The organism is Streptomyces sp. NPDC040622, from assembly GCF_055593965.1.
This window is the reverse complement of sequence record NZ_JBVIXD010000006.1, coordinates 507,729-529,145: the sequence shown is the minus strand read 5'-3', so window position 1 is coordinate 529,145 and position 21,417 is coordinate 507,729. Positions and strand designations below refer to the sequence as shown.

General features: G+C 72.0%; 17 protein-coding genes and 1 riboswitch. Of the genes, 1 reads left to right on the top strand and 16 read right to left on the bottom strand.

Features of this window, described 5'->3' with window-relative positions:
• Positions 1-70 precede the first annotated feature (70 nt).
• Positions 71-2,587, top strand: coding sequence for an ABC transporter permease (locus ACZ592_RS20075; RefSeq protein ID WP_471582909.1), 2,517 nt, complete (start codon positions 71-73; stop codon positions 2,585-2,587).
• A 149-nt stretch (positions 2,588-2,736) separates the two neighbouring features.
• On the opposite strand, the gene ACZ592_RS20070 is transcribed toward ACZ592_RS20075, so the two are convergent.
• From ACZ592_RS20070 to ACZ592_RS19995, 16 genes are all read right to left on the bottom strand, one after another.
• Complete coding sequence (locus tag ACZ592_RS20070; protein WP_471582908.1) at positions 2,737-4,032, bottom strand: class I SAM-dependent methyltransferase; 1,296 nt, start codon at positions 4,030-4,032, stop codon at positions 2,737-2,739.
• A 278-nt stretch (positions 4,033-4,310) separates the two neighbouring features.
• Entirely contained in the window at positions 4,311-5,723 is a 1,413-nt protein-coding gene (locus ACZ592_RS20065; RefSeq protein WP_471582907.1) for an NAD(P)/FAD-dependent oxidoreductase, read from the bottom strand.
• Positions 5,724-6,155: 432 nt separating this feature from the next.
• Entirely contained in the window at positions 6,156-7,097 is a 942-nt protein-coding gene (locus ACZ592_RS20060) for a Ppx/GppA phosphatase family protein (RefSeq protein WP_471582906.1), read from the bottom strand.
• Positions 7,094-7,627, bottom strand: coding sequence for a DUF501 domain-containing protein (locus ACZ592_RS20055; protein WP_471582905.1), 534 nt, complete (start codon positions 7,625-7,627; stop codon positions 7,094-7,096). The genes ACZ592_RS20060 and ACZ592_RS20055 overlap by 4 nt, the downstream gene beginning before the upstream one ends.
• Before the next feature lie 23 nt (positions 7,628-7,650).
• Positions 7,651-8,130, bottom strand: coding sequence for an FtsB family cell division protein (locus ACZ592_RS20050; protein WP_471582904.1), 480 nt, complete (start codon positions 8,128-8,130; stop codon positions 7,651-7,653).
• A gap of 111 nt (positions 8,131-8,241) precedes the next feature.
• The gene (eno, locus tag ACZ592_RS20045) at positions 8,242-9,528 is read right to left on the bottom strand and encodes a phosphopyruvate hydratase (protein WP_471582903.1); all 1,287 of its coding nucleotides are present in this window, start codon (positions 9,526-9,528) and stop codon (positions 8,242-8,244) included.
• A 330-nt stretch (positions 9,529-9,858) separates the two neighbouring features.
• Entirely contained in the window at positions 9,859-10,572 is a 714-nt protein-coding gene (locus ACZ592_RS20040; protein WP_471582902.1) for a transglycosylase family protein, read from the bottom strand.
• A 4-nt stretch (positions 10,573-10,576) separates the two neighbouring features.
• Positions 10,577-10,779: riboswitch (cyclic di-AMP (ydaO/yuaA leader) on the bottom strand.
• A gap of 194 nt (positions 10,780-10,973) precedes the next feature.
• The gene (locus tag ACZ592_RS20035; protein ID WP_471582901.1) at positions 10,974-12,023 is read right to left on the bottom strand and encodes a transglycosylase family protein; all 1,050 of its coding nucleotides are present in this window, start codon (positions 12,021-12,023) and stop codon (positions 10,974-10,976) included.
• 119 nt (positions 12,024-12,142) lie between these two features.
• Entirely contained in the window at positions 12,143-13,477 is a 1,335-nt protein-coding gene (locus ACZ592_RS20030) for a cytochrome P450 family protein (RefSeq protein WP_471582900.1), read from the bottom strand.
• A gap of 73 nt (positions 13,478-13,550) precedes the next feature.
• Entirely contained in the window at positions 13,551-15,467 is a 1,917-nt protein-coding gene (locus ACZ592_RS20025; protein WP_471582899.1) for an SCO5717 family growth-regulating ATPase, read from the bottom strand.
• A 49-nt stretch (positions 15,468-15,516) separates the two neighbouring features.
• Positions 15,517-16,521, bottom strand: coding sequence for a nucleoside triphosphate pyrophosphohydrolase (locus ACZ592_RS20020; RefSeq protein WP_471582898.1), 1,005 nt, complete (start codon positions 16,519-16,521; stop codon positions 15,517-15,519).
• 91 nt (positions 16,522-16,612) lie between these two features.
• Positions 16,613-17,281 (bottom strand): SurA N-terminal domain-containing protein, encoded by a 669-nt coding sequence (locus ACZ592_RS20015; RefSeq protein ID WP_471582897.1) that lies wholly within the window; start codon positions 17,279-17,281, stop codon positions 16,613-16,615.
• A 160-nt stretch (positions 17,282-17,441) separates the two neighbouring features.
• Positions 17,442-18,956: a serine/threonine-protein kinase gene (locus ACZ592_RS20010; RefSeq protein ID WP_471583016.1), complete on the bottom strand. Its 1,515-nt coding sequence runs from the start codon at positions 18,954-18,956 to the stop codon at positions 17,442-17,444.
• A gap of 83 nt (positions 18,957-19,039) precedes the next feature.
• A complete protein-coding gene (locus ACZ592_RS20005; protein WP_471582896.1) occupies positions 19,040-19,645 on the bottom strand; it encodes a hypothetical protein in 606 nt (201 codons plus the stop codon).
• Between the two features lie 251 nt (positions 19,646-19,896).
• Positions 19,897-20,631: an HNH endonuclease family protein gene (locus ACZ592_RS20000; RefSeq protein WP_471582895.1), complete on the bottom strand. Its 735-nt coding sequence runs from the start codon at positions 20,629-20,631 to the stop codon at positions 19,897-19,899.
• Positions 20,628-21,326 carry an MOSC domain-containing protein gene (locus tag ACZ592_RS19995; RefSeq protein WP_471582894.1) on the bottom strand — a complete coding sequence of 233 codons (699 nt, stop codon included), beginning with the start codon at positions 21,324-21,326 and terminating at the stop codon, positions 20,628-20,630. Before ACZ592_RS19995 ends, ACZ592_RS20000 begins: the two co-directional genes overlap by 4 nt.
• Between the last annotated feature and the right edge of the window lie 91 nt (positions 21,327-21,417).

Here is a 21,417-nt window from a genome sequence, read left to right as displayed (position 1 = left end):
TTCCCCGCGCCCCTGAGAAGGCCCCTTCGGTGCGCTTCTCCCGCCTTCACCTCACCCTGGACTCACACCCATGTTCCGTACCGCCCTGCGCAACGTGCTCGCGCACAAGGCCAGGCTGTTGATGACCGTGCTCGCCGTCATGCTCGGCGTCGCCTTCGTCTCCGGCACCCTGATCTTCACCGACACCTTCGGTGACGCCTACAAGAACAAGTCGGCGAAGAGCTTCGACCACGTCTCCGTCGCCATCCGGTCCGACGGCGGATCCTCCTCCGAGGAAGAGACCGAGCAGCCCGGCCGCCTCACCGACGGCCTTCTCAAGAAGGCGGAAGCCCTGCCCGGCGCGGACTCCGCGCTCGGCTCCGTCTCCGGCTTCACCGCGCTCGCCGACAAGGACGGCAAGCTGGTGGGCGGCGAGTGGGGAACCACCGGCGCCAACTACTACCCGGGCAAGGACGGCAAGGACCCCCGGTACGACTTCACCAAGGGCGGCGCCCCGAAGTCCGCCGGTGACATCGCGCTGGACTCCCGCACCGCCGAGCGCACCGGCTACCGCGTCGGCGACACCGTCCGCTACTCCACCGACGGGCCCGTGCGCACGGCCAAGGTCAGCGGCATCTTCGACACCGACGACGGCAGCGTCGTCGCGGGCGGCAGCCTCGTCGTCCTGGACAACACGACCGCGCTCAAGGCGCTGAACAAGTCCGAGTACGACGAGATCGACGTCAAGGCCGCCGCGGGCACCACCGAGAGCGCGCTCAAGGGCTCCGTCGAGAAGATCCTGCCGAAGGACACCGACGCCGTCACCGGCGCCCAGCTCTCCGACGACCAGGACCGGATGATCGAGCAGCAGACCAGCTCCATGAGCCAGGTCCTGCTGATCTTCGCCGGCATCGCGCTCTTCGTCGGCATCTTCATCATCGCCAACACCTTCACCATGCTGGTCGCCCAGCGCACCAAGGAGCTCGCGCTGATGCGCGCCGTCGGCGCCTCGCGGCGTCAGGTGACGCGCTCCGTGCTCATCGAGGCGTTCCTGGTCGGTCTGATCGCCGCCGTGGCGGGCTTCGGGCTCGGCATCGGCGTCTCCGTCGGACTGCAGGCCCTGATGAACGCCGGCGGCGCGTCGCTGCCGGACGGCCCGCTGGTCATCGCCCCGACGACGATCGTCGTGGCCCTCCTGATCGGCGTGGTCGTGACCATGCTGGCCGCCTGGCTGCCGGGCCGCCGCGCCGCGAAGATCCCGCCGGTCGCCGCGATGAACAGCGTCCACGCGACGCCCACCACGCGCGGCCTGGTCGTCCGCAACACCTTCGGCTCGCTCGTCGTCGCCCTCGGCACGGTCATGCTGTTCATGGACGACAACTACGTGATGGCGGGCGGCGCGGCCACCATCCTCGTCGGCGTCATCGTGCTGACCCCGCTGCTCTCCCGGCCGTTCATCGCGGCCTCCGCGCCGCTCCTGAAGCCGTTCGGCGTCACCGGCAAGCTCTCCCGCCTCAACTCGGTGCGCAACCCGCGCCGCACGGCCTCGACCGCGTCGGCCCTGATGATCGGCCTGACCCTCATCACCGCGATGACGGTCGTCGCGACCTCCATGGGCAGCGCCATCAACAAGATGGCGGCGGGCTCCATGAAGGCCGACTACAGCGTCTCCATGGCGAACTTCGAGCCGCTGACCCCCGAGGTCCGCCAGAAGATCGACAAGCTCCCCGACGTCGAGGCCAGCAGCCCGCTGCGCACCGCCTACGGCGAGACCGACGGCAGCTACACCGACATCAACGGCGTCGACCCCAAGACCTTCGGCAAGCTGGTCGGCCTCGACCTCACCAGCGGCTCGGTGGCCGACCTGAAGGCCGGCACCGCGCTGGTCGACACGGACACCGCCAAGGACAAGGGCCTCAAGGCGGGCGACACCTTCCCGCTGAAGTTCGACGACGACGACAAGACGGTCCAGCTGAAGGTGGCGGGCGTCTACAAGAGCAACGAGATGCTCAGCGGCCTCTTCACGCCGACGTCCGTCGTCGACCCGCACGTCTCCAAGGTCGTCGACAAGCAGGTCCTGGTGAAGATGAAGGGCGGCGCCTCCGACCGGGCCGAGGACGCCATCGTCAAGGCGCTCGGCGACAACCCGGCCATCACCATCCAGGACAAGGACGCGATCAGCAACGCGGTCGCGGGCGGCATCAACATGGTCCTGTACATGCTGTACGGCCTGCTCGCCATGGCCATCCTGATCGCGGTGCTCGGCGTCATCAACACGCTGGCCATGTCGGTCTTCGAGCGCAAGCACGAGATCGGCATGCTGCGGGCCATCGGCCTGGACCGGGCGAAGGTCAAGCAGATGGTGCGCCTGGAGTCGGTGGTGATCTCCCTGTTCGGCGCGGTGCTCGGCATCGGCCTCGGCCTCTTCATGGGCTGGGCCGTGGGCGGCAGCATCGCCGAGAAGGTCACCACGTACTCGATGGAGGTCCCGGTCGGCCGGATCGTGATCTTCCTGGTGATCGCGGCGGTGGTCGGCGTCCTCGCGGCGGTCTGGCCGGCCCGCAGCGCCGCGCGGCTGAATCCGCTGATGGCCATCAAGAGCGAGTAGTTCAGCGAGTGGTTCCCGCCGACGGGAACGGCCGAAGGGCCCCGGACGAGGATTCCTCGTCCGGGGCCCTTCGGCCTGGCGCGCGCGGCCCGCGTATCGCCGCTGCGCGGCTCGCCCTCAAGCGCCGGACCAGTGCTCCACCGGCACCGTCATCGCCAGTCTCGTGCCCTCAGCGGCATGCCCGAGGCGCCCTCCTCCGGTGTGCGGACCGCGAGCACCTGGTTCACGCCGATGCGGTTGCGTTCGAAGGCCAGGGCGGAGGCGGCCATGTAGAGGCGCCAGACGCGGGCCCGGCCCGGCGAGGTGAGCCGCTGCCCCTGCGCCCAGTGCGCCTCCAGGTTCGCGACCCAGCGGCGCAGCGTGAGGGCGTAGTGCTCGCGGATGGACTCCAGGTCGCGGACCTCGAAGCCGGCCCGCTCCAGGAGCGCGACCGTGCTGCCCACGGGCGCGAGCTCCCCGTCGGGGAAGACGTACGCGTCGATGAACTCGTCCACGGAGTACGTCGACTCGTCGTCCTGCGGGCGCCGCGCGATCTGGTGGTTGAGCAGCCGGCCGCCGGGCTTGAGCAGGGCGTACAGGTCGTGCGCGTACTCCAGGTAGCGCTCGGCGCCGACGTGTTCGGCCATGCCGATGGAGCTGATGGCGTCGTACGGGCCGTCGCGCACGTCGCGGTAGTCCTGGACGCGGATCTCGATCCGGTCGGTCAGGCCCTCCTCGGCGATCCGCTTCCTGGCGTAGGCGGCCTGCTCCTGGGAGAGGGTGACGCCGACGACGCTCACGCCGTGCTCGCGCGCCGCGTGGATCGCCATGGAGCCCCAGCCGCAGCCGACGTCCAGCAGCCGCATGCCGGGCCGCAGGCCGAGCTTGCGGGCGACGAGTTCGAGCTTGTCGCGCTGGGCGTCCTCCAGGGTGGCGCCGGGCGACTCCCAGTACGCGCACGAGTAGACCATCGAGGGGCCGAGCACCAGCTCGTAGAAGTCGTTGCCGACGTCGTAGTGGTGGCTGATGGCCTGCCGGTCGCTGCGCTTGGTGTGCAGGTGGAGACGGCCGCGTCTGCGCATCTCCTCGGGCGGCGGTGGCGCGGGCAGATACGGCGCGGAGAGGGCGATCAGCGAGCGGACGGCGGCGCGGAACCGCGGGTCGCGCAGGGACTCCCGCAGGGTCCTCGCGTGCTCGCCGCGCTCCCAGACGAACTCGGCCATCCGGTCGAGCGTCTCGTACAGATCGCCCTCCACGTCCAGGTCACCGGCCACCCACGCGCGGGCCAGGCCCAGTTCGCCCGGACGGCGGATCAGGTGACGCAGGGCGCGGCGGCTGCGCACCACGAGGACGGGGACGCCCGGCGGCCCCGCCTCCGACCGGTCCCAGGCGCGGATGCGCACCGGCAGCGGGGCTCCGATGAGCTGCTCGGCGAGACTCTTCAGCCGCAGTGCGGCGTCCTGCATGACGCACACCTCCGAAATGAGGCGTCTCCGGCCCGCACCTGGTGGTGGGGGCGGGGACGGTTCCCGGAACGGTCCAACACCACGTAAACACCGAAGGGGCGCGTGCGCAGTCCCGTTGCCGCGTCACGGATCGGCAAAATAGATGGGGCAGGCATCTATTTGCCGGGCCGGGCCCGCACGAGGATCCGGACCCGGATGCGACGCCGGGCACGCCGAAGGGGGCCGCCCGCACCACGGATGGCGGGCGGCCCCCTTCGGGGTGGATCAGTGACGCGAGGTCAGGAGGCCTTGGCCTTCTCCTCGGTCTTCTCGCTCTGCGCCGCGGGCGCGGGCTCGGCGGCGACGGCCGGCTTCGGGGCGGGCTTGGCCGCCTCGTAGAACTCCTCGCGCGGCGTCTCCATGGCGCCGAGCGAGACGACCTCGCGCTTGAGGAACATGCCGAGCGTCCAGTCCGCGAGGACGCGGATCTTGCGGTTGAACGTCGGCATCGCCATGCCGTGGTACCCGCGGTGCATGTACCAGGCGAGACGGCCCTTGAGCTTGATCTTCATCTTGCCCATGACGATCATCGCGACGCCCTTGTGCAGGCCGAGACCGGCGACCGCACCCTTGTTGGCGTGGCTGTACTCCTTCTGCGGGAAGCCCCGCATGCCGGAGATCACGTTGTCGCCGAGGACCTTCGCCTGACGCAGCGCGTGCTGGGCGTTCGGCGGGCACCAGGCGTTCTCGTTGCCGGCCTTGCGGCCGACCATGTCCGGCACCTGGGCGTTGTCGCCCGCGGCCCAGATGTAGTCGGTGCCCTGCACCTGGAGCGTGGTCTGGGTGTCCACGTGGCCGCGCGGGCCGAGCGGCAGACCGAAGCGGGACAGCGCCGGGTTCGGCTTGACGCCCGCGGTCCACACGATGGTGTTGGAGTCGACCTCGAGGCCGTTGTTCAGCACCACGTGGCCGTCCACGCAGGAGTCCATGCCGGTCTTGAGGTAGACCTCGACACCGCGGCTCTCCAGGTGCTCCTTGCCGTACTGGCCGAGCTTGGGGCCGACCTCGGGGAGGATCTTGTCCGCGACGTCGACGAGGACGAACCGCATGTCCTCGCGCTTGACGTTGTTGTAGTACTTGGCCGCGTCGCGCGCCATGTCCTCGACCTCACCGACGGTCTCCGCACCCGCGAAGCCGCCGCCGACGAAGACGAAGGTCAGCGCCTTGCGGCGGACCTCCTCGTCGGTGGTGGAGTCAGCCTTGTCGAGCTGCTCCAGGACGTGGTTGCGCAGGCCGATGGCCTCCTCGATGCCCTTCATGCCGATGCCCTGCTCGGCGAGGCCGGGGATCGGGAAGGTGCGGGAGACCGCGCCCATCGCGATGACGAGGTAGTCGAAAGGCAGCTCGTACGCCTCGCCGACGAGCGGCGCGATCGTGGCGACCTTGCGGTCCTGGTCGATGGTGGTGACCCGGCCGGTGAGAACCTCGGCCCTCGGCAGCACGCGTCGCAGCGGTACGACGACATGCCGGGGCGAGATGTTGCCGGCGGCGGCTTCGGGGAGGAAGGGCTGGTAGGTCATGTACGACCGGGGGTCGACGACCGTGACGGTCGCCTCTCCGAAGCGCATCTTCTTGAGAATGCGCCGAGCTGCGTACAGGCCTACGTACCCACCGCCTACTACGAGGATCCTGGGACGCTCCGTGGTGCTCATGCCATCGAGTATCCACCTGCCCGGCGAGGGTCGCTCGTGCGCCCCTTCACAAGCATGCGCACCCCCTCTGCTACACTTCGCCGCCCACGTGACAGAGGTCATGGAGCCGGTGGGGAACCACGGCACCTCGTGAGTCGTTGTCCACCCCTCGTGAGCTGCACTCCGAGGCTCCGCGCCGGGACGGCGGACGGTCCGTGTCACACCCCGGACACACGGGCGAAGCGCCTCGGACACACGTTCCGGAGGCCTCCCGGGCCCTGTTCGGAGGCTCCGGACCCCCGAACCTCGTCCATCAGGGCCGTTTTCCTTGTGAAGAACTTCACGAAGTTTTCCGACGGAGTGTCGCCGGAGGGCCTTCGGACCCCCCTGGCGACCGCTCAGACGCTACAGGACGCGCTCATGCGTACCCCGTGGCGGCCCCTCGGACGCCCCTCAGGCGAGGGACCAGCCGATGCCGTCGAGGATGTCGTGCTCGCTGACGACGACCTCCCTGGCGGCGACCCTGTCCATGATCGCGAGCAGCACCAGCGCGCCCGCCGCGATGACGTCGACCCGGCCCGGGTGCATCACCGGGATCGCGGCGCGCTCGTCGTGCGTGGCGTGCGTCAGCCGCTCCACGATGGCGCTGACCTGGGCGTAGGAGATCCGGGCGTGGTGGATCGCCTGCGAGTCGTAGGCGTCGAGGCCGAGCGCGATCGCGGCGATGGTGGTCACCGAGCCCGCGAGGCCCACCAGCGTGCGCGCCTCCTTGAGGGGCACGGTCCGCTCGGCGAGGTCCAGGGCCGCCTCGACGTCGGTGCGGATGGCCTCCAGCTGCTCCTCGGTCGGCGGGTCGGTGACGACCCCGTCGCGTACGAGGTGGCGCTCGGTCATGCGCACGCAGCCGACGTCGACCGACCGCGCGGCCTCCACGCCGTCCGTTCCGACCACGAACTCCGTGGAGCCGCCGCCGATGTCCACGACCAGGTACGGCGTGTCCAGGTCGTCCCGGCCGGTCAGCTCCTTGGTGGCGCCGGTGAAGGAGAACTCCGCCTCCTGGTCGCCGGTGATGACCTCCGGCTCGACGCCCAGGATGTCCAGGACTCCGCGCACGAAGTCGGCGCGGTTCTCGGCGTCGCGGGAGGCGGAGGTGGCGACGAAGCGGACGCGCTCGGCGCCGTGCTCCTTGATGACGGCCGCGTACTCGCGGCAGGCCGCGAAGGTGCGCTCCAGCGCCTCGGGGGCCAGCCGGCCCGTCCGGTCCACGCCCTGGCCGAGGCGGACGATCTGCATCCGGCGGTCCAGGTCGACCAGTTCACCGGTGGCCGGGTCGGCGTCCGCCACGAGCAGGCGGATCGAGTTCGTGCCGCAGTCGATGGCGGCGACGCGGGTCACTCGGCGCCCTCGGCCGCGCACGGCGTGACGCAGGCGCCCTTGGCCCACCACTCGGGCAGCATCGCGAGGGCCTCGTCGCCCAGCGGGTTCACGCCGGGGCCCGCGGCCAGCGAGTGGCCGACCAGGACGTGCAGGCACTTCACGCGGTCCGGCATGCCGCCCGCGCTCGGGAAGCCCTCCAGGACCTCGATGGCGTCGCGGCGCGCGATGTAGTCCTCGTGCGCCGCGCGGTACGCGGCGGCCAGCTCCGGGTCCGTCTTGAGCCGCTCCGACATCTCCTTCATCACGCCGTTGGCCTCAAGGGTGCCGATGGCGGAGGCGGCCCGCGGGCACGTCAGGTAGTACGTCGTGGGGAACGGCGTGCCGTCCGGCAGGCGCGGCGCCGTCTCGACGACGTCCGGCTGGCCGCAGGGGCAGCGGTGCGCGATGGCCCGCAGGCCGCGCGGCGGGCGGCCGAGCTGCTGCTTGAAGGCCTCGACGTCGGCGTCGGTCGGCTCGGTGCGCTCAGTGGTCGGCGGAGGCGTGTGCATGCCTGTCTTTCCGTGTCCGTGGGTCAGTCGTCGGGGCGGTCGGCCTTGTCGACGCCGTCCCAGACGTTCGAGTACCAGGGGCGCGTCGCCGCCCCCTGGTCCGCGCGGCGGCTCTTCGCCGCGGCGGGGTCGATCACCGTGAAGCCGGTCTCGCCGGGCATCACGTAGTGCAGGCGGTCCCGGATGCGCTGCTCCGCGTACGCGTCGTCCTGCCAGCGGGCCTTCTCGTCGCGCAGCTCCTCGACGTCGGCCCGGTGCTCGGCCTTCTGCCGGCGCAGGTCGTCGATCTCGGCGCGCTGCGACACGTACTGCCTCATCGGGTACGCGAGCGCCACGACGAGGGAGCAGAGCACGAGCGCGAGCAGGGCGGCGCGGCCGGTGAGCCGGGAGCGGCGCGCCTGGCGCTTGGTCTGGGAGCGGTAGACCCGCTCGGCGGTCTGCTCGCCGAGCAGCCGCAGGCGGGTCGCGGTGGAGAACCGGTCCTTGGTCCCGGCCTTGGCCATGGTTCCGCCTCCCCAGAGCTGCCTGTGAACGTGCCTACGTCCCCGCACACGGTACGGGACCGTGTGCGGGGACGTAGGTAACCCGGCGTTACGACCGGGCTTCGCGCTGGATCAGCCCTTGAAGCGCGGGAAGGCGCTGCGTCCGGCGTAGACGGCCGCGTCGTCGAGGATCTCCTCGATGCGCAGGAGCTGGTTGTACTTGGCGACGCGCTCGGAGCGGGCCGGGGCGCCGGTCTTGATCTGGCCGCAGTTGGTGGCGACGGCCAGGTCGGCGATGGTGACGTCCTCGGTCTCGCCGGAGCGGTGGGACATCATGCACTTGAAGCCGTTGCGCTGGGCCATCTCGACGGCGTCCAGGGTCTCGGTCAGCGAACCGATCTGGTTGACCTTGACGAGCAGGGCGTTGGCCGAGTTCTCCTCGATGCCGCGGGCCAGGCGCTCCGGGTTGGTGACGAACAGGTCGTCGCCGACCAGCTGCACCTTGTCGCCGAGCTTCTCGGTGATGACGTTCCAGCCGGCCCAGTCGTCCTCGAACAGCGGGTCCTCGATGGAGACGAGCGGGTACGAGGCGACGAGCTCCTCGTAGTACTCCGTCATCTCGGCGGCAGAGCGCTCCTTGCCCTCGAACTGGTACTTGCCGTCCTTGTAGAACTCGGACGCGGCGACGTCGAGGGCGAGGGCGATCTGCTCACCGGGGACGTAGCCGGCCTGCTTGACGGCCTCGAGGATGAGGTCGAGCGCGGCGCGGTTGGAGTCCAGGTTGGGGGCGAAGCCGCCCTCGTCGCCGAGACCCGTGGAGAGGCCCTTGTCCTTCAGGACCTTCTTGAGGGTGTGGTAGACCTCGGTGCCCCAGCGCAGGGCCTCGGAGAAGGACTCGGCGCCGATCGGCGCGATCATGAACTCCTGGATGTCGACGTTCGAGTCGGCGTGCGACCCGCCGTTCAGGATGTTCATCATCGGGACGGGCAGCAGGTGCGCGTTCGGGCCGCCGAGGTAGCGGAACAGCGGCAGGTCGCTGGCCTCGGAGGCGGCGTGCGCGACGGCGAGCGAGACGCCGAGGATGGCGTTGGCGCCGAGCGAGCCCTTGTTGTCGGTGGCGTCCAGGTCGAACATGGCCTGGTCGATCAGGCGCTGCTCGGTGGCGTCGTAGCCGACGAGCTCCGGGCCGATCTGCTCGATGACGGCGAGGACGGCCTTCTCGACACCCTTGCCCTGGTAACGGTTGGGGTCACCGTCACGGAGCTCGATGGCCTCGAAGGCACCGGTGGAGGCTCCGGACGGAACGGCGGCACGACCGGTGCTGCCGTCGTCGAGGCCGACCTCGACCTCGACCGTGGGGTTGCCTCGGGAGTCCAGGATTTCCCGGGCTACGACGACGTCGATGGACGGCACGAGCATCTCCTTCTGGGATGTGACTCATTTACACGGGCCGCTTCGGCCCTGCGCCTCCTGAGCCTAACCGGCTCCGGGGCTTCGGCCAGCCGACCGCCCGTCCCGTGGGACGCGCGAAGGCCCAAATACCTGGGAAACGGGACGGAAGCCCGTGTTTCTACTGGTCGGTAGCTCGCTAGGGGCGAACACGGCCGCGGCGCCCCCGCGGCTCCGGGTGCGGACATGGCCCCGCCCCGGTGCGTACGGGGGATACGCGCACCGGGGCGGGGAGCCCGTGGGGACGGGGGCGGCCGTGCGTCCGCCGAGGCACGGCCGGGTACCGCTTCGGGGGCCGGCTCAGCTGAGGTGCAGCTGCTGGCCCGGGTAGATCATGTCGGCGTTGTCGATGATGTCGCCGTTGAGCTTGTAGACCTTGTGCCAGCCGCCCTTGACGTTCTTCGCGTCGGCGATCTTGGACAGGGTGTCGCCCGTCTTGACCTTGTACTCGCCGTCGCCCTTCTTGACCGTCTTGCCGGTCGGGGTCTCGACGGTCTTCTTCGACTCGGTCTGCGGCTGCGGCTTCGGGGCCGGCTGCGCCTGCTGCTGCTGCTGCGGCTGGGCCTGCTGCTGCGTCTGCTGCGGCTGGGGCTTGGTCTCCTGCTTGGGAGCCTGCTCCTGCGCGCCACCGCTGCTGGGCGAGGCGCCCGAGAGGCCGACGCCACAGCTCGGCCAGGCACCCTTGCCCTGGCCCGCGAGGACCTTCTCGCCGATCTCGATCTGCTGGGCCTTGGTGGCCTTGTCGGCGCTGGGCGCGTACTTCGTGCCGCCGTAACCGGCCCAGGTGGACGGCGAGAACTGCAGGCCGCCCTGGAAACCGTTGCCGGTGTTGATGGACCAGTTGCCGCCGGACTCGCACTGGGCGACGGCGTCCCACTCGGAGGCGGTGGCGGCGGAGGCGGAGCCGGCCGCCATCAGCGGGGCGGCCACGGCCGCACCGGTGACACCGGCGAGCGTGACGACACGGGTGGTCTTGGACGGACGACGGTGCTTGCCCTTGCTGGAAAACAGCATGCGTTGATCCCCTCACCGACGCCTGCGAGGTGAGCTGTCGGGTTCGGGCCGATGTGGTTGCCCGGCCGCACTTCCTTGAGTGCGACTTCACCCCTAGCCGTTCCCGTCCGTCTCCCGGCCTCCCTGCCTCTCGGCTGGTGGCCGCTCAACGGACGGACCCGGCACAAACCTTGGGTCCCCCGCTCCTGCCTACGGCGCTCGAAGCGACGACTGTTCCCGTCCGGCCGTTGGCAGGATTCGGCGTACCGACCGGCGGGGCCCACCAGTGGCGAGCGGTCACGACCGTAGACACGCGCTCCACGGAATTTCAAAGACGATCAGGGCTTCTGAGACCCATCTCTCACTCGCGCCAAATCAGACATTTAGCACGAAGTCCCCCGCCGACTCTTCGTCAACTTCCGTTACTTTTCGCCCAGATCGAGGCTCTGACCGGGGAGGATGAGGTCCGGGTCGCCCCCGACGGTCTTCTTGTTCTCGCTGTACAGCTCGTGCCATCCGCCGTCGACGTCGAGGTCGTCCGCGATGACCGAGAGGTTGTCCCCGGAGCGCACCGTGTACGTCCCGTCGGCCGCCCCGCCGGAGCGCTCCTCGCCGCGCGAGGCGTGCCGTCCGGAACGGCTGTCCGCGCCCTCGGCCTCGTCCGCGCTGCCGCCGCGGTGACGCCCCGCGGAGCCGGCGGCACCCCCGGCCGTGCCGTCGGCCTCAGCGTCGTCGGCGGGAGCGGTCGGGTCGTCGGGCGCGGGCGAAGTGGTGCCCTTCTCCCCGGACTTGTCGCCGTCACCCTCGTCGGCCGCGTGGTCCTTGTCGGCCTTGTTGCCCTTGTCGCCCTTTTCAGCCGATCTGTCGGACCCGCCAGCCTCGTCGGACGTGCCGGACCGGTCGTGATTCTTGTCTCGGGAGGCGTCGCCCGCGTCACCGGAGGGCTCGTCCGCCTTCCCGGAGTCCGCCGAGTCCTCGGCGTCCCCGGAGCCCTTCGAGCCCTTGCCGTCGGCCCCCTTGGAGTCCGCCGCGTCGCCGGACGGGCCGGTGGGCTCCGGCGTCACGGGACCGCCCGGGTCCACGTCGGCCGCCGCGCCGCCGTCGGTGAGCCCGGCGATCGGGGCGCAGCTCGGCCACGCCTGGGTGCCCCGGTCGTCGAGGACCTTCTCGGCGACGGCGATCTGCTGGGACTTGGAGGCCTCGTCGGCGCTCGGCGCGTAGGCGAGGCCGCCGTAGCCCTCCCACGTCTCCTGGGAGAGCTGGAGCCCCCCGTAGTACCCGTTGCCGGGGTTGGCGCTCCACGCGCCGCCGCTCTCGCACTCGGCGAGCTTGTCCCACGTCGCCGTGTCGGCGGCGCTGGCGCTGGTGGCGCCGAGCAGCGGGATGGCGATGGCGGATCCGGTGACTCCTGCCGCGACGATGATGGCCGGGGCTTGGCGGGGGCGTCGGTGACGACCATTGCCGGAGAGCATGCGGTTGCCTTTCGGGAGACTGCTGCGACTACCGGGGCGCCGGGGGCGCCCAAGTCGTCGTGAACGTAGCCGCAGTCGAACGCTTGTCACAAGTCGATGCAGCGGAGATCACGTGAAAGTCACAGTCCTGACGAGCCGTCAGTCAGGACGTCCTCCGGCGCCTTTTCCTGTGCGGTCGTGAACTCCACGGGCAGGGTGCGCAGTCCGCGCATGATCAGCCCGCCACGCCACCGCAAATCGTCCGGTTCCACCGCCAGTTGCAGGTCGGGAAGGCGGCGCAGCAGCGTCGCGAGCGCGGTCCTGCCCTCCAGGCGGGCCAGCGGGGCGCCCAGGCAGTAGTGGATGCCGTGCCCGTACCCGAGGTGCGGATTGTCCCTGCGGGAGAGGTCGAGCGTGTCGGGGCTCTCGAACCGCTCGGGGTCGCGGTCGGCGGCGGCGAGCACGACGAGGACGGGGTCGCCGTCCGCGATGTCCTGCCCGCCGATGGTCAGCGGCTCGGTCGCGAAGCGCCAGGTGGCGAGCTCGACCGGACCGTCGTAGCGGAGCAGTTCCTCGATGCCCGTCTCCAGGAGGGCGGTGTCCCCCGCGGCGAGGGACTCCTGCAGGCGGGCACGCTGGTTGGGGTGGCGAAGCAGGGCGTAGATGCCGTTGCCGATCAGGTTCACGGTCGTCTCGAAACCGGCGAAGAGCAGCACGAAACACATCGCCGCGGCTTCGTTCTCGGTGAGGTGCTCGCCGTGGTCCGAGGCCCGGATCAGGCCGGAGATCAGGTCGTCGCCCAGGTCCTCGCGCTTGCGGTGGATCAGCTCGGCGAGGTAGTTCCGCATCTTCTTCACCGACCGGGCGACACCGCCGCGCGGCCCGCCCCCGTGCCGGATCATCATGCCCGCCCAGTCGCGGAAGTCGTCCTGGTCCTCGCGGGGCACCCCGAGCAGGTCGCAGATGGCGTAGATGGGGAGCGGGAAGGCGAACTCGTGGATGAGGTCGGCGCTGCCCCGCGCCTCGAACCGGTCGATGAGCTGGTCCGTCAGCTCCTGCACCCGGGGTGCGAACTCGGCCACGCGGCGCGGCGTGAACGCCTTCGAGACGAGCCGCCGCAGCCGGGTGTGGTCCGGCGGGTCGATGTTGAGCAGATGCGTCATCAGGTTCGCGCTGCGCTCGCCCGGGATGCCCGTCTTGCCCTTGGCGTGCGCGGGCTCGTCGTGGTGCGCCGGGTTCTTGCTGAGCCGCTGGTCGGCGAGGGCCTCCCGGGCATCCGCGTACCGCGTGACCAGCCACGCGTCCACCCCGCTCGGCAGCGTGGTGCGGTGCACGGGCGAGTTCTCGCGCAGCCAGGCGTACGCCGGGTAGGGGTCGGTGGCGAACTCCCAGGTGAAGAGTTCGGGCCCCTGGGCCTCGGGCGGGGTCTCCGGGTCGCCCGCGGGGGCGGACGCGGCGGGCGGCTGCTCGTGCATGGCACCGACCGTATCCGGCCGCGCGACCGCGTGCGCACCCGCTTCCGGGGCGGTACGAGGAGAGGGGCGGCCCTCACCCGGGCGGCGCGAGGGGGCCCTTGAGGAGGTGCGTCGCGCCGGTGTTGCCCTCGCTCTCGGCCAGCCGGAGGTAGTGGACGGCGCGTTTCTGGTGGAGGCGGCCGAGGGTGAGCGCCACCTCGCGCCGGCCGCCTTCCAGGGCGTGCTCCAGGCGGCGGATCGCCTCCACGTCATCGCCCCGGTCGGCGAGGGTCTCGCCCAGGAAGGCGGCGGCGCCCGCGCTCCCCGCGTCCGCGCCCCTGCGCCACCACGTCTCCGCGCCCGCCTCGTCCCCGGCGATCAGGGCGAACATGCCGAGCACCGCCATGGCGTCGGCGTCGCCCCGCCCGGCGCGCGGGACCAGGGTCCGGCGGGCCGCGGCCTCCATCGCTTCGAGGGAGCCCGAGGAGTCGTCCGCCACGTCGAACGCCTGCATCCAGATGTCGAGCGGCACCGGCGGGGTCTCCGGCGAGCGCTCGGCGTCCGCGACGAGGGAGCCGTAGGCCCGCCAGGTGTGCTCGGCACGGCCGGGCACGAGCAGTCCCGCCACGCCGTGCCGGCGCGCGGCGGCCCAGTCGACCGCACGGTCGGCGGCGGACTCGTGCCCGGTGTCCCACGCCACGTCGTAGGTGCCCAGCATGTCCGCGAGCCGGTCTGCGGGGATGTCCTGTTCGATCCCGCAGCGCGCCAGGTCCACGGCCGCCCGCACCAGCACGTGCCCCAGCGGCTGCGCGGAGGGGCGCCGCGCCCTGCGCCACTCGTCCCACAACTCGGGCCCCAGGGCCAGGAACTCGGTGACCGGCCGGTCGCCGCGCCAGCGCAGCGCGTCCGCGAAGCGCGGGTCGTCGGCCGCCGCGAGCCGCGCCAGCTCCGCCCCGCTCCACTCGGCGGCGACCTCGACGGTCCGGGCGACGCTCAGGACGCGGGCCGCGGGATGGTGCCCGAAGCGGTGCCGGTCGTACGCCTCGTCCCGCATCGTCGCGAGGACGGGGACGCGGTCCTGGGTGAGCTGGGCGAGGACGCCGGGGGTGTCGTGCCCGGCGAGGTGGCCGTCCAGGTCGTCGAGCCACACCACGTGCGGGACCGCGGTGTCTCGGCCGCGCAGCAGGTCGGGGAGGCCGTGCAGGTCCGCTCCCCCGCGCGCGAGGAAGACCCGCGCGTCGTCCGGCACGCTGGCGCGCAGCGCCGCCCACGCCGTGGACGTCTTCCCCGACATCGGCTCCCCGGTGACGATGACGAGTCCGCCGTGGTGGGCCGCCTGCCGCAGCAGGACGGACAGTTCGTCGTCGCAGTCCCTGGCGACGTAGGGCGGCAGACCCGGCTCACCGGCGAACCGGCGGGCGGGACGCACGCCGAAGGCGAGGCGGCGCAGCTGCCCGGCGCGGGGCCAGCCGTCCGTCGGGGCGCCCCGCTCCGCGGGGGCGTTGATCGTGACGGAGCCGATGGAGCCGGCCATGACGGCGTGGGCGACGGTGCCGCCGGAGACCGTGTTCTCCGTGCGGGGGACGGACGGAGGGAAGACGGCGGGCGGCTGGGCGGCGTCCGGTGGGCCCTCGGAGCCGGTCTGGTTCTGCGTGTACCAGGCAGGGGGCGTGTAGTCGATGGCGAACTCACCGCTCTCCTCGGCCGTGTCGGCCCCGCCGCCCGCGAGGAAGGCGCGGAGGCGGTTCTCCCGTGGCCCGCCGCCGCTGCGGAGGCATTCGCTCAGCAGCTCGGACCACGTCCGTACCCGCTCGGCCGGGTCGGTGCGCCCCAGGCCGGCTTCCCACTGCTCGCCGTCGAGGTCGGCCTCGGTGACCACCCCCTCGCCCCACTCCCGGAAGAACCCGGCGAAGAATGCCCGGACCGGGTGCCAGCGTTCGGGCGGGGACGCCATCGCCGCCACGAGAACCCCGGCCGCTTCGGTCGCCAGCTCCTCCAACTCCGTTGCCACGCAAGCCCCCACGCCCGTCGAACCGCCTCGAGCGGCAACCGTACTAAGTTCAGGCGCCCTCGGCCCCCCGCACCGCGTCCCGGTAGGCCCGCGCTGCGGCCCGCAGCGCCGCCTCCGGGTCCACGCCCTCCGCCTCCGCCCGCAGGGCCAGCGCGAGCAGTTCGTAGCCCACGCCCTCGCCCGTCGGCACCGGCACGGCGAGTCCCGCCGTCCGCGCGCGGGACGCCAGCTTCGACACGAGGGCCAGTCCCGGCTGGCCGAGCGGGATGCCCTCCGTGACGGACGTGCGCTGCTTCTCCTGCGCCTTCGTGCGGAGCCAGTGCGCCTTGACCTCCTCGGGGGTCTGCGCGGACTCGTCGCCGAAGACATGCGGGTGGCGGTGGATGAGCTTGTCGACGATGCCGCCCGCGACGTCGTCGACGGAGAAGGGCTCGTCGTCCTCGTCGGGGCCGCCCTCCTCGCCGATCCGCGCGTGGAAGACGACCTGGAGCAGGACGTCGCCGAGCTCCTCGCGCAGCTCTTCCCTGTCGCCCTCCTCGATCGCCTCGACCAGCTCGTACGCCTCCTCGATCGCGTACTTCGCGAGGCCCTCGTGGGTCTGGCGCGCGGACCAGGGGCACTCGGCGCGGATCCGGTCCATGACCTGGACCAGGTCGAGCAGGCGGGCGCCCGGCAGGTCGTAGGAGGCGGGCAGGAGTTCCAGGTCCGGCATGGCGACGCGGCCCGAGCCCGCGAGCCGGGCCAGGCCGTCCGTGAGGGCGCGGTCGCCCTCGGCGGTGGCGACGACCAGGACCGTGCGGCCGCCCGCGCAGGCGTCCACCAGCTCCTGCGCGGTGGGGGCCGCCCGCTCGACCCGCACACCCGCCTCGCTCAGGTACGGCAGCTGGGGGTGGGCGGGGTCGGCGCACAGCACCGCGTCGGCGTCCCGCAGCGCCTGCCAGGCGGGCCAGGACAGGAGGCCCGGCGCGACGCGGTGGCTGGTGGTCAGCAGGATGACGCGGCCGACGGGCGCGGGGGAGGCGTCGGCCGGCGGCGTGGTCTCGGTCTCGTTCACCCGTCGAACGTAACCCAGTCCACCGACAGCACCCTGTCCCCTTTCCCTGCACCCCGGGGCTGTACGCCGCGGGGTGCACGCACCCTGACGACTACGCCGGCTGCTTTTGCTGGGGCGCCCCGGCGTCGGTGACCTCGCGCACCCACGGCGTCTTGGCGTCCGCGCGCTTGTTCTTCTCGACGTCCCACGTGCCATAGCGCGGGTTCAGGTCGATGTCGAGCTTCTTGGACGCGGCCGACAGGGCCTTCCAGAAGACGGCCTGGCCCTCGGGGGCGTTCATGTCCGCGTTCAGCTTCTGGGCGAGCTTCTGCGCCTCGATCTCGGTGCGCAGGCTGTCCTCGAGCCGGTCGGGGGCGACGCTGTACTGCTGCAGCCAGCCCTGCTCCAGGGCCTTCTTGCCGCCCGCCTGCTGCTCGAGACCGGCCCGCATGGTCTGGATGTCGCGGCGCGTGACGCTCACTCCGGCGTCGGTGGCCGCGCGGTGCAGGACCTTGTCGAGGACCATCGTGTGCAGCGTGCTGCGGGTGAGGCCGCCGGACTTGGCGATCGCCTGCGAGTACTGCGTGTCGTCGGGGACGGCGGCCCGCTGCGCGTCGCGCACCTCGTTCACCCGGCTCTCCAGCTGGGCGACCGTGATGCGGTCGCCGCCGACGACGGCCGCGGCGCCTGGGTGCGCCCCGCTGCCGCAGGCGGCCAGGAGGGGGGTCGCGGCGATCGCGGCCGTGGAGAGGATGAGCGCTGTGCGACGACGGCGGTGCAAGAAAGCCTCCCGTGGAGATCGTGCAAATCGCTGTGGCGCGCGAGCGCCGCCACCGGTGATCGATGTTAGGCAGTGGCCGTCGTCTCGGCCAGCCATTCGACACCTATTCGACCAACGATTTCCCGGGAGTTGAGGCACCCTCCACCCCACCGTTCGGGCGCTAGCCGCGCACTTGTCCGAGCCATTGCAGGGTGCGCCGGACCTCGGCGGGGAACGGATGACCGGGCCCGTGCAGCATCTCGGCGTCGTGCAGCAGCCGCGCCAGGGTGTCGTGCGCGGCGGGCCGGTCGCCGAGGGCGAGCAGCAGATGGCCGATGCGGCGGCGGATCTCCAGCGACTGGTGACGGTCCTGTGTCGCGTACTGGTTCTCGTAGTACGGGAGGAGCACGCGGTACTCGGCGAGGGCCGCGGCCGGCTCGCCGAGCTGCTCCAGGCACTGCGCCGCCTCGTAGCGGAACTGGAGCGAGTGCGGGTCGGCCCGGCCGGACTCGGCGGCGCGTTCGTCGGCCAGGCGCCGCAGCTCGGGCAGGGCGCGGCGGTACTGGCCGTCGTCCATGAGCGTGGCCGCGTACTGCTTGCGCAGGGTGCGCACGACGGGTGAGTGCTCGCCGTGCCGGGCGGCGGCGGCCGGCAGGATCGCGCCGAGGATGTCCACGGCCTGGGTGATGCGGCCCTCGCCGAGGAGCCGCTTGACGTCCTCGACGGCCTGGGCGAGGTCCTGGCGGGGCGGCGTGCCGGGCGGCTGCGCGGGCATGTCGGGGGCGGGCGCGGGCGTCGCCGCGCGGTCCGGCCACGGGGCGTGCGGGCGCAGGAAGGGGCGGGTCGGGTCGAGCGGGTGGCCGGAGGGTGTGCCGCGGGCGGGCAGCATCGGCGCCAGGTCCTCGTAGACCTCCTGGGCGCTGGCGTACCGGTGCTGGGGGTCCTTGGCGAGCAGGCGCAGGACGAGGGACTCCAGGGCCTCGGGCACCTCGGGGCGCAGCCTGCGGACCGGCAGCGGCGGCTCGTACAGGTGGCGGTGGAGGACGCCGAGCGCGGTGGACCCGGAGAACGGCACGTCGCCGCTGAGGAGTTCGTGCAGCAGCACCCCGAGCGCGTACAGGTCGGTGTACGGGCCGACGGCGCCGCCCATGGCCTGCTCGGGGGCCATGTAGGCGGGGCTGCCGATCGGTGATCCGGTGTGGGTGAGGCGGGTGGTGTCGGTGTCCATGACCGAGGCGATGCCGAGGTCGAGGATGGAGACCGTGCCGTCCTGCTTGACCATGACGTTCCGCGGCTTGAGGTCGCGGTGGACGATGGGCACGGCGTGCACCGCGGAGAGCACGGCGCAGAGCTGGGCGGCGACGGCGACGGCCCACTGCCAGGGGTAGGGGTCGTGCTCGGCGAGGTGGTCGCCGAGGTCCGCGCCGTCGACGTACTGCATGACGAGGTAGAGGTCCTCGCCCTCGCTGCCCGCGTCGTGCACGGTGACCAGGCCGGGGTGGTCGACCTGCGCGGTCACGCGGCACTCGCGCGCGAAGCGGCGGCGCAACTCCTCGGCCTCGGCGCCCGCGACCCGGTCGGGGCGGAGCAGCTTCACGGCGACGCGGCGGTCCAGGCGCTGGTCGTACGCGGTCCACACCTGGCCCATGCCGCCCTGGCCGATCAGCGTGGAGAGTGCGTAGCGCCCCGCGACCACGCGGCCGACACGGCCGCCCGCCGTCGCCCCGGTCTCCGCCCCCGCCCCGGCCCCCGGCGACGGCGGAGTCATCGGGGTCACGGTCAGCTGCCGCCTTCCTGCTTGCGCAGATAGTCACTGAGCTCGTCGAGCTCGGCACGGACCTGGTGGATGCGGTCGGGTGCGGGCCGCGCGGGCGGCGGCGGGGTGTGCGCCGAGGGGGGCGGCGGGGTCGGGGCCCCCGGGGCAGCGCCGAACTGGGTCGGCTGGAGGTGGACCGGGCCGGGCGAGGGCTGCTGCGGGTAGCCGTACCCGGGCTGGGGCTGGTGCGGCGCGTAGCCGGTGAACTGCGCGTGTGGGGGCGGCTGGTGGCGGCCGACGTGCCGGATGTCCGCGAACAGGTAGTAGGCGACGGCGGCCAGCATCGTCGAGAGCATGATGATCATGGCCGCGTTGCCCGGGCCCTGGAAGTCCTCCTCGCCCGGGTCGAGACCGATCAGCACGAGCGCCGTCACGTCCAGCGCCGTCACCAGGCCGAAGAGCGCCCAGTCGTGGGCCTTGCGGGTCACGTACCCGAGCCGCAGCATCGGCGCCCACGCGAGCAGACCGCACGTCAGCACCGCGAGCGCCACGAACACCACGCGCAGCGTCACGTACGTGCCCCCGGAGGGGGGCGACGGATGCTGCGGCGCATAGCCGTGGCCGTGCATGGCTGCTCCTGATGCCTGAGGAACCCGGGACAGCCGAGGGACCCGGGCTGCCTGAAAGACCTGAAAAGACCTGAAGACCTGAAAAAGGGGCGGACGAGCGGATGCTGGTTCGAGCGTATAGGCCGACCCTGACCACCGGTCCAGGGTTGTACCGAACCGTTGTCGTACTGGTCACGCGGCGCCCGGCGGAAGGTTCCCCTCCGTCAGAGCGTCGCGCATGCCGCGCACGAGCGGCGCGCCCGGCCGGCGCGTCAGCGTGCGTGGAAGCGCCCCGGTGCGGCGGTCGGGGCGTCGCCGGCCGGCAGCTTCTCCTCGGGGCAGGTGGTCAGCACCTTCTTCATGGCGTCCCGTTCGGCGCCGGTCACCCACACCCCGTACTTCTTCTTCACCGCGACCTGCCCGGCCACGTACGTGCAGCGGTAGGCCTTGTTCGGCGGCAGCCAGGTCGCGGTGTCGCCGTCGCCCTTGCCCCGGTTGGGGCCCGCGTCGACCGCGAGGAGGTTGAGCGGGTCGTTGGCGAAGGCGATGCGCTTGCCCGGCTCCCACCGGAAGGCACCCTTCTGCCAGGCGTCGGAGAGGGCCACGAGGTGGTCGATGTCGACCCGGCTGCGGCCGCGCCGGAACGTCACGTCCTTGCCGGTGTACGGGTCGGGCGCGAGCGTCCCGGAGACCACCCGGCAGTCGCCGCCCTGGTAGCGGACGTCCTTCAGGTCCCGCTTGAGGATGTCGTCGCGGGTCGGGCAGCTGTTGGAGTCCGTGTCGGCCCAGGCGCTGCCGAACCTGCCGCGCTCGTAACCGGTCTTGGGCGCACGGCCCTTGACGGTCAGTGTGCCGACGGCGGCGAGCGCGGAGCCGGCCTTGGCGTCGGGCCCGGCGGCGCCGCCCTCCTCCTTGCCTCCCGCGTCCCCCGTGCCGGTCTCGCAGCCGGTGAGCAGCGCGGGGACGGCGATCAGCGCGAGCAGGACCGGGGCGGTGCGCCGCCTCATCGGACGGTCACCGTGTCGCCGAGGGCGAGCGGCGCGGGCGTCACCATGTCCGTGTGGATCCCGATGCACATGCCGCGGGCGGCGGTGAGGGTCTTGAGGATGCGGTTGTCCACGGGCAGGCCGGGCTGGGCCTGGGTGACCATGACGCAGCGCTTGACGCGCTTGAGGACGTGCAGCCGCAGCGGTTCGGCCCCGCCGCCGATGGTGATCTCGCGGCCCACCCAGCTCTCCTCGATCCAGGGTTCGTCGGTCTCGACGACGATGTTCTTGCGCAGCCGCCGTACGTCGACGGGGTCGGCGTCGCCGAGCAGGTCGCCGAGCGCGCGGAGCGAGGCGGTGCCGATGACGGAGACGGCGGAGACGTCCTTGTGGGGATCCTCGCCCTGGCGGGCCAGGGTGACTCCGTCGCCGAACCGTTCGGCGACGCGGGGGTCGCCGGGGCGCAGTTCCTCGCCGTCCGGCGCGGTGATGACGGGCAGGCCGTCCGCGTCGTACGCCGCACGGTGGTCGAGCAGTCCGGGGATGCGGCGGAAGCGCTGGTGGTTCTTGCCGCTGCCCAGCTTGCCGTCGGCGAACCGCAAGGCCCACCGCCGGTCGCCGACGGGACCGGTCCCGTCGAACTCCATCCGGTCGTGCTCCTCACCGAGCATCGACTTCACCGGAAAACGGTGCAGCCCCACGACTTTGAGCGGCACGGCGCTCTCCCCTCCCCTGGGCGGACTCTCGCGGCTCCCACGGTAACGGCCGGGTGGTCCAGACCATATCGCCCCCCGGCGGGCGAACAGG